This window comes from Streptomyces thermovulgaris (assembly GCF_002155915.1).
GTDB classification, from domain to species: Bacteria; Actinomycetota; Actinomycetes; order Streptomycetales; family Streptomycetaceae; genus Streptomyces; species Streptomyces thermovulgaris.
In genome coordinates, this window is the sequence record NZ_MUME01000085.1 from 1 (window position 1) to 14,572 (window position 14,572).

The 14,572-nt window shown below is 74.0% G+C and carries 9 protein-coding genes; all 9 read left to right on the forward strand.

Annotated features, from left to right (window positions below; all coding sequences use genetic code 11):
* The first annotated feature begins 104 nt into the window (after positions 1-104).
* On the forward strand, positions 105-2,390 hold the full coding sequence (locus tag CCN35_RS09280) for a TOMM precursor leader peptide-binding protein (RefSeq protein ID WP_086792246.1): 2,286 nt from the start codon (positions 105-107) through the stop codon (positions 2,388-2,390).
* Positions 2,380-4,413, forward strand: a complete 2,034-nt coding sequence (locus tag CCN35_RS09285; RefSeq protein WP_086792247.1) for a TOMM precursor leader peptide-binding protein — start codon at positions 2,380-2,382, stop codon at positions 4,411-4,413. Before CCN35_RS09280 ends, CCN35_RS09285 begins: the two co-directional genes overlap by 11 nt.
* A gap of 128 nt (positions 4,414-4,541) precedes the next feature.
* Positions 4,542-6,206 (forward strand): nitroreductase family protein, encoded by a 1,665-nt coding sequence (locus CCN35_RS09290; protein ID WP_086792249.1) that lies wholly within the window; start codon positions 4,542-4,544, stop codon positions 6,204-6,206.
* Between the two features lie 34 nt (positions 6,207-6,240).
* Complete coding sequence (locus tag CCN35_RS09295) at positions 6,241-9,135, forward strand: lantibiotic dehydratase (protein WP_086792251.1); 2,895 nt, start codon at positions 6,241-6,243, stop codon at positions 9,133-9,135.
* A complete protein-coding gene (locus CCN35_RS09300; protein WP_086792253.1) occupies positions 9,123-10,256 on the forward strand; it encodes a lantibiotic dehydratase C-terminal domain-containing protein in 1,134 nt (377 codons plus the stop codon). The genes CCN35_RS09295 and CCN35_RS09300 overlap by 13 nt, the downstream gene beginning before the upstream one ends.
* On the forward strand, positions 10,253-11,440 hold the full coding sequence (locus tag CCN35_RS09305; RefSeq protein WP_236561102.1) for a metalloprotease: 1,188 nt from the start codon (positions 10,253-10,255) through the stop codon (positions 11,438-11,440). Before CCN35_RS09300 ends, CCN35_RS09305 begins: the two co-directional genes overlap by 4 nt.
* Before the next feature lie 58 nt (positions 11,441-11,498).
* Positions 11,499-12,509: an ABC transporter ATP-binding protein gene (locus CCN35_RS09310; protein ID WP_067398577.1), complete on the forward strand. Its 1,011-nt coding sequence runs from the start codon at positions 11,499-11,501 to the stop codon at positions 12,507-12,509.
* Positions 12,506-13,261, forward strand: a complete 756-nt coding sequence (locus CCN35_RS09315) for an ABC transporter permease (RefSeq protein ID WP_067398579.1) — start codon at positions 12,506-12,508, stop codon at positions 13,259-13,261. The genes CCN35_RS09310 and CCN35_RS09315 overlap by 4 nt, the downstream gene beginning before the upstream one ends.
* A partial coding sequence (locus tag CCN35_RS29965) for a TOMM precursor leader peptide-binding protein (protein WP_342748584.1) occupies positions 13,258-14,572 on the forward strand: 1,315 nt, incomplete at its 3' end. The genes CCN35_RS09315 and CCN35_RS29965, both read left to right, overlap by 4 nt.

Consider the following 14,572-nt stretch of genomic DNA (forward strand, 5'->3'; position numbering starts at 1 on the left):
CGACCACTCCGCCCCGAACGCTCCCCCCTTCCGTCCAGACCCGCCCAGATTCCCGTTCAGACCCGAGCGGCCGACAGGCCCCGACCCGGAGGTGTGATCCCCGCATGCCCACGACGCCGTACGAGGAGACCGCGGACACCCGGCCCCGGGTGCGCCGTGACGTGCTGTACACCGAGACGCCGGGCGGCGTGATCTTCCACAACGCCGACGGGGGCTTCCAGCTCAAGTCCCCGTCCGCCTACCGGTTCGCCACTCTCCTCGTCCCGCACCTGGACGGGAGCCGGACCGTGGCGGAGATCTGCGCGGGCTTCAAGGAGCCGCAGAAGGCGATGGTGGGCAGCCTGGTCAAGGCGCTCTACGCCCGTGGGTTCGCCCGCCCCGTGCCGGACCCCGCCCCGGAGGGAGCGGGCGCGTCCGTGGAGCCGGCGGTCGCCGCCCGCTTCGCGCAGCAGATCGCGTACATCGACCACTACGTCGACGGCGCCGAGAGCAGGTTCGCCGCGTTCCGCGGCACCCGTGCGGCCGTGCTCGGCGACGGTCAGGTCGCCCGCTGGTGCGCGCTCTCCCTGATCCGCAACGGCTGCGCCTTCGTCGGCGTGGAGGCCGCTCTGGCCGAGGGTCCGGCCACCGCCGCGGACTTCGCCGCGCTCCGGGCCGAGGCGGCGGAGCTCACCGCGCAGGGCAGCCCGGCCGAGGTGGCGGTGCTGCCCGGCGCCGGGGCCGGTGCGGCGGGCGACTGGAGCGCGTACGAGGGGTACGACGTGGTGGTCGCCGCCTGTGGCCGCGACGCGTTCCGGACCGCGGTCTCCCTGCTCGGCCAGGGCGTTCCGGAGGGCCGTTTCCTGCTGCCCGCCTGGACCTTCGGCAACCGGGCGGTGGTCGGACCGGTCAGCACCCCGGACGGCGAGGGCTGTCTGGCCTGTGCGGCGCTGCGGCTCGGTGCGACGGGGGACGACGCGGCGGTCGCGGCCGAGCTGTGGAGCGGTCTGGCCCTGGGCGGTGCGTCCGGTCCCGGGCCGCGCGGCCCGCTCGCCGCGATGCTCGGCAATCTGCTCGGCTACGAGGTGTTCCGGCTGGTCACCAAGGCGCTGCCGGCCGAGACCCGGGGGCAGGTGCTGCTCCAGGACATGGCCTCCTTCGACGTGCTGGCGGAGCGGCTGCTGCCCCATCCGCGCTGTCCGTTCTGCCGGGCCCGGTCCGCCGCCTCCGGAGCCGCCGCCCTCGAGCCCGTCGACCTGTCCGCGGCCCCCGAGCGGCCCGCCTTCCACCCGGCCGTCGCCGCCGCCCCGGACGACGCCGCGACCGAGGGACCGCTCGCCGCGCTCGACCGCCGTGCCGTCGCGCTCCGGCCGTCCGTCGGGGTCTTCACCCGCTACGCGGACGAACCGGTCACCCAGACCCCGCTGAAGGTCGGTGCCGTGGAGGTCGGGCTGGGTGCGGCCGGCACCCGGACCGTCGTCGCGTTCGACGTCCATCACACCGCGGGCGCCCGGCTGCGGGCCCTCAACGCCGCCGCCGAGGTCTACGCCGAGTACGTGGTGCCCGCGTCCCCGGTCCCGGACGACGTCCTTCGCGCGGACCGCTCGGGCACGCCGCCGAAGGTGGACCCGGACGCGCTGACCACGGCCACCGGTGCCGGGGGCGATCCGGTCGCCTCCTGGGCCCTGGCCACGTCGCTGCTGACCAAGGAGCCGGTCCTGGTGCCGGCCGGTGCCGTACGGCCCTTCGGGCCGGACAACCAGGACCGCCGGTTCGAGCCGTCCCGTGCCGGGGCCGGCGCGGGCGACGGCCTGCCGGAGGCCGCGGCGGCCGGTCTGCTGTCCGCGCTCGCCCATGACGCGTTGCAGCGGTCCGTGCGCGGGGCCGGGCGGACCGCGGTGATCCCCCGGGCCGTGTTCGACGACGACCCCGAGGCCACCTTCCTGCTGCGTTCCGCCGGGCATCTGGAGCTGGACGTCGAGCTCCTCGACCTCGGGGAGGCGGAGCGCACCGGGGTGTCCGTGGTGCTGGCCAGGACCCGGCCTGCCGGGTCGGGCGAGCCGTGCCGCTGGGCCGTCGGCGCCGCCCTGGACCGGACGGCCGCGGCCACCGACGCCCTGCGCGACCTGCTCGGCACGGTCCAGCTCGCCGCGGAGGGGGTGCTGGGCGACCCCGACACCGGTGATGCGCTGCTGGCCGACCTGGACGCCGCCCTGATACCGGTCACGGCGCAGGACGAGGGCGAGGGTGCCTCGGGCCGGCCCGCGGTGGGCTGGACGGACGTCCTGGAGCGGCTGGCCGCCGCGGGACGGGACGCCCTCGTCGTGCCCACGCACGCCGCCGATCTGCCCGCCGCCGGCATCCACACCGTCCGGGTCCTGCTCACCAAGGCGGCCGGCGATGACCGCTGATCTCGTCGAGACCGCCGTCGGCGGGGCCGAGGAGCCACGGCGCGCGGCGTGCCGTCTCTTCGCCGAGGAGCTCCGCCGTGCCCTGGCGGAACTGCCGTCCGCGCCGGGCCGTGAGATCCCCGGTGTCACGGTCCTCGCCCTGGGTGTACGGGACGCCTTCACCGCCCCCGCCCCTGCCTCCGCTCCCGCCTGTGGCCCTGCCTCCGCCTCCGTCGAGGACGGCTCCTCCACCGAGGACGGCTCCTCCGGCTCCCCCGAGGGTGCCTCGCAGGACACGCTCCCCGTGCACCTGTACGGCCGGCAGGTGATGGTCGGCCCCTGGCCCGCGCGGGGGCGGGCCGGCTGCGGCACGTGCCTGCGGCGCCGCTGGCAGGCGGTGCGCTCGGTCGCCCTGCGGGAGGGCCTCGAACTGCGCGGGGGCACCCGGGAGGCGGGGCCCTGGCCCTACCGGGTGCCGTTCGCCGCCCAGGCCGTCGCCGCGCTGATCGCCCGGCTCGCCGCGGCTCCCCCGGACACCGGGCGGCCGTTCCCCGACGTGTGGCTGGTGGACCTGGAGCATCTGACGGTCCGTCACCATCCGCTGGTGCCCGAGCCGGACTGCCCCGACTGCGGCGCCCCGCGGCCGATGACCGCCGAGTCGGCCGCTCTCGTCCTGCGGCCCGCGCCCAAATACCGGCCGGGTGTCGCCAGGGTCCGGCCGCTGGAGGCGTACGGCCTTCCGGTGGACGCGTTCGCCAACCCCCACTGGGGGGCCGTGGGGCCGTCGGTGGTGTGCGACGTCACCTCGCCGACCACCTCGGCCACCGTGGGCTGTTTCTCCAGCCGCTCCGGCGAGTATCTGCGGGAGACGTTCTGGGGCGGTCATGCCGACTCGTACCGTGCCAGCACCCTGATCGGTCTGCTGGAGGGGCTCGAGCGCTTCGCCGGGATGCGTGCCCGGGGCCGTTCCCTCACCCTGACCGCCTCCCTGAACGATCTCGGGCCGGACGCCGTCGACCCGCGTGAGACCGGCCTGTACACGGACGACTTCCACCGGGCCAACCCCTGGGTGCCGCCGTTCACCCCGGACCGTCCGATTCCCTGGGTGTGGGGCTGGTCGCTGCGGGACGCGCGTCCCCGGCCCGTCCCGGAGGTCCTGGCCTACTACCACAAGCCCGGGATCGAGCACCGGTTCGTCCAGGAGAGCTCCAACGGCTGTGCCTCCGGGGGCAGTCTGGAGGAGGCCGTGCTCGGCGGCCTGATGGAGGTCCTGGAGCGGGACGCCTTCCTGCTCGCCTGGCACGGGATGCAGCCGCTGCCCGAGATCGACCCGATGACCAGCGCCGATCCGCGCACCCGGGTCATGGTGGAGCGACTGGCCATGTACGGGTACCGGGCCCGGTTCTTCGACACCCGGATCACCTTCCCCGTCCCCGTGGTCACCGCGGTCGCCGAGCGGTTCGACGGCGGTCTGGCCCGGATGTGCTTCGGGGCGGGGGCCGCCCTGGACCCGGAGGCCGCGCTCGCCGCGGCCCTGTGCGAGATCGCCACCGACTCGGTGCAGCTTCTGCAGCGGTTCCGGCGCAACGAGGCCGCATACCGCGCCATGGCCGAGGACTTCGAGAAGATCACCAGTCTGCACGACCATCCGCTGGTCTACGCGGTGCCGGAGATGGGCCGCCACGCCGACTTCCTGCTCCGTCCGCCCTCGCCCCCCGAGCCGGTGGGCGTGGCCGATCTGCGCTGGGACCGTGCGGACGGCTCCGGTCCGGACGTACGGGACGACCTGCTCGCCGCGGTGGACGCCGTGACCTCCGCCGGGTTCGACGTGGTGGTCGTCGACCAGACCGCGCCCGAGCAGCGCGCGCTCGGTCTGCACACCGTGAAGGTGCTGGTGCCCGAGCTGCTCCCGCTCGACTTCGGCTGGACGCGGCAGCGGGCCCGGCACATGCCCCGGATGCGCACCGCGCTGCGCGAGGCGGGCCTGCGGCAGGAGGACCTGACCGAGGCCGATCTCAACCCCGGCCCGCATCCGTTCCCATGACCGGCCGCCGGCCGATGTGCACGCTCCCGGCGCGGGCGCGCGCAGGCCGAGCCGGCCGAGGACCGGAACGACCACGGACCGGGACAACACAAGACCGAGGAACCGAGGACCGAGGAAAGGGGGATCGTGTGGGGTACGCCCATGAATACGCGCATGCCGTCCTGCACCGCGGCCGTGTCCCGATGGAGCCCACCGATCACGTCGTGAACTGGGCCGACGGCCCGCGCAAGGGCAAGTACTACCCGCACGCCGAGGCGTTCGCCCTGCCCGGCACCGAGGACCTCGCCGACGTCCCCGCGGCGCCGGGCCTGCTGCCCGGTGCCGCCGGGGAGCGGGCCGCCGAGGGCCCGGCCGGGTTCAGCCTTCCGCTGCTGGCGGCGATGCTCAAGGACTCCTACGGGCTGACCGGGCGCCGCCTCGGCATCCAGGCCAACACCGACCTGCCCGGGCTGCCGTTCTACACCCATGCGAACTGGTCGCGGGGCACCGCGGGCGGCGGCGGGCTCTACCCGGTGAGCATCCACTGGGCGTCCGGCCCCTCCGGCCCCCTCACCCCGGGGCTCCACTACTACGACGTCCACCGGCACGCCCTGCAGCGGCTGCTGGCCGGCGACGTCACCGACCGGGTCCGCGACGCGCTGGGCCCGGACACGCCCCCCGAGGCCCTCGACACCGACCAGTACCTGATCCTCGGCATCAAGTACTGGCAGAACTCCTTCAAGTACAACAGCTTCTCGTTCCACGTGGTCTGCACCGATCTCGGCACCCTGGTGCAGACCTGGCGGATCTGGGCCGCCGCCCGGGGGCTGCGGATCTCCCCCGTGCTGTGGTTCGACGAGCCCCGGCTGAACGAGCTGCTCGGCGTGACGGGCGAGGAGGAGACCGTGTTCGCCGTCGTGCCGCTGCACTGGGAGGCGCCGGCGCCCCGCCGGGACACCGGCCGCCCAGGCACCCCGCGCACGGACCCGCGTCACCGGCCCGCCGTCCGGCACCGGGACCTCGAACGCTCCCGCACCCTGCTGGAGTTCGCCGCACTGCGCGCCATGCACCAAGCGACCCTGGAGGGTGCCGCGAACCGGCCCGCCCCCGGCGCGCTGGCCGCCGCCGCGGCCCTCCCCTTCGACACCGGCGGCGGCACCGGTGGCACCGGCAGGGGCACCGGTGCCCGGGTGGCCCTGCCCGCGCCGGTCCTCCCGGACACCGGCGTCCGCCGGGCCCTGCGTAACCGCCGCTCCAGCTTCGGCAGGTTCGACGCCCGGCGCCGGCTCGACAGCGCCCATCTGTCGGCGGTCCTGGCGGCCTGCGCCGAGACCCGGCTGGCCGGTGACACCGACCCGTCCGGCGAGCTCCGGCTCACCCGGCTGTACGCCTTCGTCAACCATGTGGAGGGCGTGGAGCAGGGGGCGTACGCCTACGACCCCGACCGCGGCGAGCTGCGGCTGGTCGCCGCCGGCCCGCAGGGCTCGTTCCTCCAGCGGAACTACTTCCTGGCCAACTACAACCTGGAGCAGGCCGGTGCGGTCCTGGTGCCCACCGTGCGGACCACCGCCGTCCTGGACGCCCTCGGCGACCGCGGCTACCGGCTCGCGCTGGGCACCGTCGGAGCCGTCTCGCAGAGCTTCTATGTGGCGGCCTCCGCCCTGGGCCTGGGCGCCGGTGTGGCGCTGGGCTTCGACAACGTCTCGTTCGTCGAGCGGCTCGGACTGGAGGGCAGCGACGAGGCCCCGCTGCTGATCATGGCCCTCGGTCATGAGCGGCCCGATCCCGCCGACTTCCGCCACGAGATCGCCTGACCCCGAGACCGCCCGACGCCGCGAAGGATTCCCCATGACACCCACAGAGTCCGGCGCCACGGCCACCGGCCCGGGCGCCCTCACGGGCTCCGGGGCGGACACCGGCACCGCCCCGAGGCCCGGCACCGCCCCGGCACAGGATTCCGGCACCCGCTGGGAGCCCGGCAGGCGCTTCGTGCTCCGTGTGGCCGGTCTGCCCATCGAGACCGTGCACGGTCTGCGCTGCCCCGGCACCCGCCGCTGGGCCGACGCCGTACTGGAGGAGGAGGAACGTCTGACGGCCGCCGGAGCGGCCCTCAGCGATCCGCTGCACGCCCTGGTCAAGTCGACGACCACCGGCCCCGACGAGAAGCCCGGCGACACCGCCGTGCGCCGCGGTCTGCTCACCCTGCGGCGGCAGATCTTCAACAACCGGCTGCCGGCCGACCCCGAGGCCGCCGTCCGTCTGGTGACGGAGCTGGACCCGGAGACCGGCCGGCGCGTCGCCCAGTGGCTGCGGGACCGGACCCGCCTGGAAGAGCTCCGGGCCGACGGGGCGGACCTGCTGGCCGGTGAACTCGCGGAAAGCCGCCGCGCATTGCGCGAGGCGCTGGCCGACGACCGGCTGCGCCGCGGCCTGCTGCTCGCCTCGCCCGCCCTCGACGGCCGGCTGGACACCTATCTGCGCGACACCGGCCCGCGGCCGGGCAACCGGCTGCGCAAGATCGAGCGTTCGGCGCTGACCTATCTGTACCGCACGGCCTGCAAGACCAGCCCCTTCAGCACCTTCACCGGCATCGGCCTCGGCACCTTCGCGGGCGATCCGGCGGACGACGGGGCCGCGCTGCACACCGGCGAGGACTGGGTGAGCCATGTACGGCTCAACGTGGTGGTCCTGGCCCGGCTGACCGAACTGATCCTGGCCGACCCCGGGCGGCGCCAGGACCTGCCGGTGGTCCTCTCCCCGGGCTGGGGACGCGACGCCGACCGCATCCGCTACGTGCGCCATGTGACGACCGCGGGCGACGACAGCGCCGCCGTCACCTTCGACGCGGTCCGCGACCGGCTGTTCTTCCTGCGCAGCAGCGGCACCCTGGAACGGCTCCTGGAGTGGCTCGGCGGCCACCGGGCCCCGGTGCGCCACCGGGACCTGGTGGACTGGCTGCACCGTGAGCACGGCGCGGAGCGCGAGGAGTGCGAGCGGTACGCGTCGGCCCTGATGGACCTCGGCATGGTGCAGGTGCCGGTGCTCCGCACGGACGTGCACAGCCGCGACCCGCTGCGCTCCTACCAGGACGCCCTGCGTTCCCTGGGGGCGCCGTGGGCCGACCGGCTGGCCCGTCTGCTGGACGGCCCGGCCGACTGCCTCGCCCGCTACCCCACGGCGGACGTCGCCGAGCGCCGCACCCTGCTGCGCACCCTGCGCGGTCAACTCCTCGACGCCCAGCGGGACCTGGGGGCGGCCGAGCCGACCCTTCCGCAGACCCTGGTGTACGAGGACGTCAGCACGGGCGAGGACCTGGTCTGCGGTCCCGCCGTGCTGGGCGGGGAGACCGGCCGGGCCCTGCGGGCCGTGGAGGGCATCCTGCCGCTGTTCGACCTGACGCTCCCCCAGCGCATCACCCTGCTCGGCTTCTTCATCGCCCGCTACGGCCGGGGCGGACGCTGCGACGACCTGCTCGGTCTGATCCACGACTTCCACGAGGACTTCTTCGACCAGTACATCTCCTTCACCTCCAAGCGGGCCTCCTTCGACGACGACGGCACCTACCGGCCGGAGGAGAACTGGCTCGGGCAGAGCGAGATGAAGACCCTCGACCGGGCCCGCATCCGCTTCCACGAGGGCATGAAGGCCCTGTGGCGGCAGTACGGCGAGACCCAAGGGGCCGACGGGGCCGAGGAGATCGAGCTGCCGGAGGAGCTGCTGGCCGAAACCGCCGAGGAACTCGCGCCGCTCGTCGGCCACTTCGTCCCGCAGAGCCACCATGTGCAGCTGTCCCGGCCTCCCGGCGGCCGGCCGCTGGTCGTCCTCAACAAGTCCTACGGCGGACTGGCCTTCCCCTTCAGCCGGTTCACCCACCTCTACGACGGCACCGGGCCGGACGCGGACCCGAAGGCCCCCGGTCTCAGCGACGCCCTGCGCGAGGAGATGGCGGCCCGCCGGCCGGACGGGGCCGTGTTCGCGGAGGTCACCGGAGGACCGGTCAGCAGCAATCTGAACCTGCACGGCAGGCTGACCGACCACCAGATCGTCTGCCCGGGCGAGACCAGCTCCGTGCCCGAGGAGGCCCGGATCCACCTCGACGACCTCTATGTGGTGCACGACGAGCGGGCCGGCCGCCTGGTGCTCCGCTCCCGCCGTCTCGGCCGTGAGGTCGTACCGGTCTACTTCGGCTATCTCGTGCCGATCGCGCTCCCCGAGATCCCGCGCACCCTGCTCCTCCTCTCCCCCAGCACCATGGCCCCCTTCGACGTGTGGGCGGGGGTGCCCGAGGGCGAGGCCGTGAACGGGGTCACCCGCAGGCCCCGGGTCCGGTGCGGAAACGTGGTGGTCAGCCGCCGCAGCTGGACCATGGACGCAGAGGCCCTGCCGGTCCACCGCCCCGGGGCCGGGGAGGAGGAGCTCTACCTGGAGTGGCAGCGGCTGCGGCGCGCCCACGGCCTGCCCGACCGCTGCTTCGCCACGGTCTTCCACCCCGACCAGGGCCCGATCGGGGCCAAGCCCGTCCACGTCGACTTCGACAGTCCGCTCTGCCTGGCCGCGTTCGACGCCCTGGTGGAGCGCAGACCGGGCACCCGGGTGACCTTCCGGGAGATGCTCCCCGCCGAGGACGGGCTCCATCTCACCTCCCGGCGCGGCCGGCACGTGGCCGAACTCGCCGTGGAGACCTTCACCACCCGTTCCCTGCCGCCGTCCGGACCGGAGGTTGCACCGTCATGCCCGAACTGACCGAACCCGCGTCCTTCCGGCCGGCCCCCGAGGGCGCCCCGCCCTCGCCCTGGCTGGCGCTGCACATCTTCTACGCCGCCAACCCCCAGCCGCTGCTGGTCCACTGCGTCCGCCCGCTGGTCGACCAGCTCACCGAGGACGGACTGCTGTCCGGCTACTTCTTCATCAACTACTGGCTGGAGGGGCCGCATGTGAGGCTGCGTCTGCGTCCGAGCGGTCCCGACGCCGAGCCCGAGGTGCGCCGCCGCGCCGAGGAGGCGATCAGCGCCTTCCTCAAGACCCGTCCCGCCCTCTACGAGGTGGACTCGGGCTTCCTCAAGGACTTCTACAACGCCCTGTTCGACATCGAGTTCCCCGGCGAGGACCGGACCAGGTACATGGGCCCGGACGGCCGGATGAACCTCCGGCCGAACAACTCCTTCTCCTACGAGGTCTACGCCCCCGAGTACGCCAAGTACGGCGGACCGGCCGGGGTGGAGCTCGCCGAGTGGCACTTCCGGCACTCCAGCGACCTGGTCCTGGAGGCGTACCGGAGCATGAACCTGCATCTGCGGACGGTGCTGCTGGGCACCTCCGCCCAGCTGATGATGGTGATGTCGAGCTGCTTCCTTCCCGAGGAGGAACGGCTCGCGGACTACCTGGACGCCTACTACGCCTTCTGGCACCGGCTGTTCCCCGGGACCGGTTTCATCGGCTCCACCGAGTACGAGCAGGCCTACGCGCGCATGGCGCCCTCCCTGGGCGCCCGGTTCGCCCAGCTCAGGCACGCCGTGTCGAGCGGCGACCTGAGCCGGCTGCCGGCGTTCCTGCGCCGCTGGGCCGAGCACTGCCTGGAGCTGCGCGCGAAGGTGGTGGACCTCACCGAGCGCGGTGAACTCGCCTTCCCCGCCTGGGACGGCCCGGCCCGCGAGGACAGCGGCCAGGAGCGCCCCGAGGATCCCGACGCGGCTCCCCTGGTGACCGTCACCCATGTGCCGGCGGTGCTGCCCCGTCTGCTGTCGCCCTATATGCACATGACCAACAACCGGCTGCATGTGACGATCCGGGACGAGGCGTATCTGGCCTACCTCCTGGGCCGGGTCCTGCGCGAGCCGGCCGGCGGACGGCAGGGGGCCTCATGAGCACCACCGACCACTCCGCCGCGGGCCGCCCCGCCACGGACCACTCCGCCACCGGCCGGCCCGGGGCCGGCCGTTCCGCCGCCGACCGGTCCGCCGCCGTGCGCGCCTACCGGCCCGCCCTGCGCCAGGGTGTGCTGATCAGCCCGCCCCTGCTGCGCGGCCCGCGCACCGTCCACCTCATCAAGCACCCGGTCAGCGGCGCCGCGTTCGAGGTCGGTCCCAAGGAGCACTTCGTCATCAGCCGGCTCGACGGCACCCGGAACTTCGACGACCTCGTGTCCGAGTACGCGGCCCGGTTCCGCCGCAGGCTCCCCGAGGAGCAGTGGACCCGGCTGCTCGGCCTGCTCGGCACCCGCGGACTGCTCGCCGGCTCCCCGGATCCCGCGCCGCCCGAGCCGCCCCCGGCCCGCACCGGCACCTTCTGGAAGGGCAGCCGGCGAACCGTCGCCGACGCGCACGCGACCACCGGACGTCTCCACCGCCTGCTGCGTCCGCTGCTGCGCCCCTGGGTTCAGCTGCCGCTGGTGGCCGCCGTCCTGGTGATGACCGTCGCGGTGCTCGCGGATCCGGCGGCGTTCCTCGACGGGACATGGGCCCTGCTGACCCGCCCGGCGGTGCTGATCCCGTTCGCGGTCTTCCTCTGGTTCAGCATCTGTCTGCACGAACTCGCCCATGGCATCGCCGCCCGGCACTACGGCGGTGTGGTCTCCGAGATCGGGCTGCGCTGGCGGTTCCCGGCCGTGATGATGTACTGCACGGTCGACAACTACCTGTTCCTGCCCGGTCTGCGGGCGAAGCTGGTGGTCGCGGCCGCGGGCGCGTACGTCAACCTGCTGCTCCTGCTGCCCTTCGCGCTCTGGTGGGCGCTGCTGGACCCGGCCGACCCGGGCCGTCCGCCGCTCACCGGGATGCTCTTCGTCGGCATCGTGCAGGCCCTGAGCAACCTGGTCCCGCTGCCGCCGCTGGACGGGTACCGGATGCTCGGCCACGCCCTGGGCACCGCCAACCTCGCCCCGGAGACCCGGACCTATCTGGCCCTGCGCCGGCGCGGACGGGATGCCGTGGCCGCCTACCCGCGGCGCGCCCGCCGCCTCTACACCTCCTACGCCGTCGCCTCGGTCGCCCTGGTGCTGCTCGCGGCGGCCGGAGTCTGCACCGTCGTCGTCCTGCTGCTGCTTCAATGACGGCCCGACCCCGAAAGACCACGCAACCGATGAACCCACTCGTGAATGAGGTACCCGCATGAGCTCCACCTCCCCCACCCCCGACCGCACCGGTCAACCGGCCGTCGTGGTCCGCGACGTGACCAAGAGCTACGGCGACCGGCGGGCCGTCGACGGCGTCTCCCTGGAGGTCCGGCGCGGCGAGTTCTTCGGGCTCCTCGGTCCCAACGGGGCCGGGAAGTCCACCCTGGTGGAGATCATGGAGGGGCTGCGCAAGGCCGACTCCGGCTCGGTCACGGTGCTCGGGGAGTCGCCCTGGCCGCGCAACACCCGTCTGCTGCCGCGCATGGGCGTGCAGACCCAGTCCTCGGCCTTCTTCGTGCGGCAGACCGTCCACGAGCATCTGCGCACCGTCGCGGCGCTGTTCGGCGCGGACCGCGAGGCCGTCGACACCACCCTCGAGGCGGTGGGCCTCGGCGGGCAGCACGACGTCCGGGTCGACAGCCTCTCCGGCGGTCAGCGGCAGCGGCTCGCCATCGCCTCCGCGCTGGTCCACGGACCCGAGCTGATCTTCCTCGACGAGCCGACCGCCGCGCTGGACGCCGAGGGCCGCCGCGATCTGTGGGGGGTGCTGCGGGGCCTGAAGGCGGAGGGCCGGACCATCGTGTACACCACGCACCACCTGGACGAGGCGGAGGCGCTCTGCGACCGCGTGGGCATCCTGGTGTCCGGCCGGCTCGTCGTCACCGACGAGCCGCAGAACCTGATCGGAACCTTCGGCGCCGCCAGCCGGCTGCTGGTCCCGCTCGGCCGGATCGACGAGCAGCAGGCCGCGGCCCTCCCCGGCGTGGACGGTGTCACCGTGCAGGGCGGGCACCTCGTCCTGGAGACCCGCGCCACCGGCCGGGTGCTCGCCGCCCTCGATCCCCTCACCGGCCTGGACGGTGTGCAGACCCGCACCCCCAGCCTCGAGGACGTCTACCTCGAGATCACCTCCCGGCAGACCCGGGCCCCCCTCGCCGCGAACACCGCGCGCACCGCGCACGACACGCACGACGCAGACACCACGAACCGCCAGGAGCAGGCATGAGCGCCTACACCGCCCTGACCGCGGCGGGCTACCGCGCCCAGGTCCGGGACAAGACGACCGTCTTCTTCACCTTCGCCTTCCCGCTGATCTTCCTCGTCGTCTTCGGGCTGATCTTCCGCGGCCGGAGCGTCGAGCAGAGCGGCTTCTCCTACCTCTCCTACACCGCCTCCGGGGTGCTCTCCTGGGGCGTGGCCAACGCCGCCGTCTTCGGCATCGGGTTCACGCTGATGCAGTGGCGCGCGGACGACATCCTCCGGATGATCCGCATGTCGCCCGCCCCGCTGTCCGCCGTCATCGGCTCCCGCTACGTCCTCGCCCTGGGCGTGGGGTTCGTGCAGTCGGTCCTGTTCGTCGGGGTGGCGATGCTTCCCGGCTTCGGCCTGGTGCCCTCGTCCCGGTGGCCCCTGCTGATTCCCGTCCTGGTGCTCGGCATCACCACCTTCCTGCTGCTCGGGGTGATCATCGGCAGCATCGCCGACACCCCGGAGTCGGTCGCCGGCATCGCCAACTTCCTGATGCTGCCCATGGCCTTCCTGTCGGGGTCGTTCTTCCCGCTGGACGCCATGCCCGACTGGCTGCAGAAGATCTCGCTGGTCATGCCGCTGCGCTATCTCAACGACGCGGTGGCGGCCGCCCTGACCGGCCGCGGCGACCTGTCCGACATCGGCGTGGGATGTGCCGGGCTCGTCGTGTTCGCCGCGCTCTTCGGGGCCGTCGCGACGCGCACCTTCCGCTGGACGAAGCACTCATGAGCGCCGAAGAGCTCATGGGCACCGCGTCCCGGCTGCTTCCGCAGCCGATGGAGGAGGCCCGCGACACGCTCCAGGCGTTCCTGGACGACCGCTTCGGCGCCGACGCCCCGCGGGTCGTGCCGGTCGGCGCCGTCGACGCGGGGGGCCGGGGCTCCGGGGCCCCGGATCCCTGGGCCGCGGACCGTCCGGGGGCGCTGGTCCACCTCAGTGCCTCGGCGGTCCTGCTCGGCCCCTGGGGCGGCGACGGCAGCGCCCCCGCCTGCGGCCGCTGTCTCGCCGTGCGGTGGCAGCGGCTGCGCAGCCGCAGCGAGCGCAACGCCCTGGAGACCGGCGGCCCCGACGGTCCTCGCCCGGTCGGTGCCTGGCCGCTGCTCACCGACCACGTCCGCGACACCGTGGCCGCGCTGTGCGAGGCCCTGCTGCACGGGCCCCGCCCGGTGCCTCCCGCCGCGCATCCGGCGGACCGCGCCCTGCCCCAGGTGACCCGGCTGGACCTGACGAACCTTCTGGTCAGGACGTTTCCGCTGCTCGCCGACCCGCTCTGCCCCGACTGCGGTCCACGTGCCCGGGCGGCGGACGGCGCCCGGCCGCTCACCCTCTCCTCGCGTCCCAAACCGGACCCCGGCACCTACCGGCTGCGTTCGGCCTTCGCCTACCCGCTGCCCACCGACGCCCTGGCCAACCCGGTCTGCGGCGCCCTGGGGGCCGGCACCTGGACCGACGTCACCTCCTCCACCACCGCCCCGGTGGCCGGCAGTGTGTTCGTCCGGGGATACGCGGGGCTCCACGACGTCACCTGGAGCGGGCAGGAGAACTCCTTCGCCACCAGCCGCCGCCTCGCCTTCCTGGAGGGCCTGGAACGGTACGCGGGCACCCACCGGCGCGGCGGCTCCGCACCGGTCGTCGGCTCCTACGACGAGTTGAGGGCCGATGCGATCGACCCCGCGGTGTGCGGCCTGTACAGCGACGGAACCTACCGCGACGACCCCTTCGTCGAGCCGTTCGACCCGAGCCGGCCCATCCCCTGGGAGTGGGGCTGGTCGCTGCGGGACGACTACAGCATCCCGGTGGCCGGCGACAACTTCGTCTTCGAGTGCTCCAACGGCTGCGCCATCGGCGGCTGCCTGGAGGAGGCGGTCCTGGGCGGCCTGCTCGAACTCGTCGAGCGCGACTCCTTCCTCAACGGCTGGTACGGCGCGGCCCGGCTGCCCCGCATCGACCTGGGGACGGTCGGCAGTCCCACCGCCGTCGCCATGGCCGAGCGAGCCGCCCTCCAGGGCTACGACGTGCATGTCTTCGACAACCGGATCG

What these genes read in the sequence shown, in the direction of transcription:
- CCN35_RS09280 (WP_086792246.1), top strand. Translation starts at nt 105, where the DNA reads ATGCCCACGACGCCGTACGAGGAGACCGCGGACACCCGGCCCCGGGTG.
- CCN35_RS09285 (WP_086792247.1), top strand. Translation starts at nt 2,380, where the DNA reads ATGACCGCTGATCTCGTCGAGACCGCCGTCGGCGGGGCCGAGGAGCCA.
- CCN35_RS09295 (WP_086792251.1), top strand. Translation starts at nt 6,241, where the DNA reads ATGACACCCACAGAGTCCGGCGCCACGGCCACCGGCCCGGGCGCCCTC.
- CCN35_RS09300 (WP_086792253.1), top strand. Translation starts at nt 9,123, where the DNA reads ATGCCCGAACTGACCGAACCCGCGTCCTTCCGGCCGGCCCCCGAGGGC.
- CCN35_RS09305 (WP_236561102.1), top strand. Translation starts at nt 10,253, where the DNA reads ATGAGCACCACCGACCACTCCGCCGCGGGCCGCCCCGCCACGGACCAC.
- CCN35_RS09310 (WP_067398577.1), top strand. Translation starts at nt 11,499, where the DNA reads ATGAGCTCCACCTCCCCCACCCCCGACCGCACCGGTCAACCGGCCGTC.
- CCN35_RS09315 (WP_067398579.1), top strand. Translation starts at nt 12,506, where the DNA reads ATGAGCGCCTACACCGCCCTGACCGCGGCGGGCTACCGCGCCCAGGTC.